Origin of the sequence: uncultured Methanofollis sp. (assembly GCF_937919355.1) — an archaeon.
Lineage (GTDB): Archaea > Halobacteriota > Methanomicrobia > Methanomicrobiales > Methanofollaceae > Methanofollis.
In genome coordinates this window covers 1-1,627 of sequence record NZ_CALFSA010000010.1, presented here as the reverse complement: position 1 = coordinate 1,627, position 1,627 = coordinate 1, and the positions used below count along the sequence as shown (strand labels likewise).

At 59.6% G+C, this 1,627-nt stretch carries 2 protein-coding genes and 1 pseudogene; 2 read left to right on the top strand and 1 reads right to left on the bottom strand.

Annotation, left to right across the window (positions count from 1 at the left end):
* Positions 1–194 (top strand): annotated as a pseudogene (locus tag Q0520_RS00500) (hypothetical protein); the annotation flags it as partial.
* Positions 195–210: 16 nt separating this feature from the next.
* Here the strand turns inward: Q0520_RS00500 and Q0520_RS00495 are convergent.
* Positions 211–858, bottom strand: a complete 648-nt coding sequence (locus Q0520_RS00495) for a protease inhibitor I42 family protein (RefSeq protein ID WP_298665264.1) — start codon at positions 856–858, stop codon at positions 211–213.
* 207 nt (positions 859–1,065) lie between these two features.
* Here Q0520_RS00495 and Q0520_RS00490 point away from each other — a divergent pair, with 207 nt between their 5' ends.
* Positions 1,066–1,515, top strand: a complete 450-nt coding sequence (locus tag Q0520_RS00490; RefSeq protein ID WP_298665261.1) for a response regulator — start codon at positions 1,066–1,068, stop codon at positions 1,513–1,515.
* The last annotated feature ends 112 nt before the right edge of the window (positions 1,516–1,627 follow it).

Sequence of the window (1,627 nt, the reverse complement as noted above, 5' to 3'; positions counted from 1 at the left end):
CCCGCCACTACCGGTACCCGGTGCCCGATGTCTATGACGACAGGATCACTCCGCACACGGCGGTGGGGGACGCCGCACGGATCTTCCTCCTTGCACGGGAGTTCTATGCCGAGAAAGAGGGGTTCCTCGCCGCGGCAGGAGAGTATCTCGCCGAGTGCGCCGCACTGACGGCGAAAAATCCAGACGGATTATAAAAAAAGGAAGAGGGGATCAGGCAACCTTCAGCGTCAGCAGGAAGGTGTCCTCGGTCTCGGTCGCGTTCTCCCAGGGGCGCTTGTAGATCCCGGAGAAGGTCTGGTTCCCCGCGGCGTCGGCACGCACAAGCCAGAGGTGGGTGCCGCCCACGCCGACCATGCCCTCAGGGTGGGGGTCGACGGTGTAGGTGTCGTTCAGGAGGGTCAGGCCCGCAGAGAGGGTCACATTCCAGCTGTACCCGGTCGTCGGGTTCTCCTTCAGCCTGACACCGACGATGTCGCCGACCGTGGCGTTGACCGCGGTCCCGTTCGCCGTCTCGTTGTAGGCTCCCATTGCCGCACGGTAGACCGCCCACTCGTCGGCCTCCGTGCCGTTGCCGAAGATGCAGACGCCGTACTCGTTGCCGGCCGCATCTTTCCTGGTCTCAGAGGTGTAGCCCTGCTCCTGGCACCACACGGCGGCCGGGTTCGGCATGCCGATGACGGTGCCGGTCTCCGTCGGGGTGACAGGAGCGGTGGTGTTCACGGGCACCGGGGGGGTCGTGTTCACCGGTACCGGAGTGGTTGTGTTCGTCTGGGCCGGCCCGGTCGTGGTGCAACCGGCACCAAGGATGCAGGCGCAACAGAGGAGAGCGATAGCGCCCAGGATGACATTTCGTACCATACATGATACAGGAGACATGATAGGAGATAAACCATACGAAAACTACCAGAATTTTCGTCAGCACATATCTCATACAATGGATATCACGATTTATCCGGATATTATCGATTTTTTTCCGGGGCTGGAACCATACAGGGAGTATATTCCGAGACCATGACTCCCGGATTATAGATAGAATTATATATGTGTCACAATAACTACCCCCTGATGTCCCCACCCACAAATGGCCAGATCCGGGTCCTCGTCGTGGACGACGATCCCGCCCTCCTGAATGTGATAGGACTTTTCCTGGAAGCAACAGGTGAGATCAAGACCACTCTCGCCCGAGAAGGCCGCGAGGCCCTGCACCGGATGGAGAACGAACACTTCGATGTCTGCATCTCTGATTTCGAGATGCCGGAGATGGACGGCATCAGCCTCCTCAACGAGGCGAGGTACCGCGGGATGGACCTTCCCTATATCCTGATCACCGGCGGAAGGCACGGCGACGTGTCCTCCCGCGCCCGGACCGCAGGAGCGGACCTGGTCATCAAGAAGATCGGAGATGGCGACAGTTTCTTCCAGAAGTTGATCGACGCTGTCATGACGGCGACAGGGAAAGGAGAAGGCGGGCACTCCCTCTCCAGAGACGATCACGCCCGGATCGTCCACGCATAAATCGGTCACAGGCCTGCCGGTGTTCAGGCACCGGGAGATAGAGTCCTGTTGCCCCCCTTGATATAGAGAGACGGCACATCTTTTCTGTATGGTACAGTGCAACGCATCCCAC

Bases quoted from the DNA above. Each gene is read 5' to 3' on its own strand.
- Q0520_RS00495 (WP_298665264.1), bottom strand. From the start codon at position 858: ATGGTACGAAATGTCATCCTGGGCGCTATCGCTCTCCTCTGTTGCGCC.
- Q0520_RS00490 (WP_298665261.1), top strand. From the start codon at position 1,066: ATGTCCCCACCCACAAATGGCCAGATCCGGGTCCTCGTCGTGGACGAC.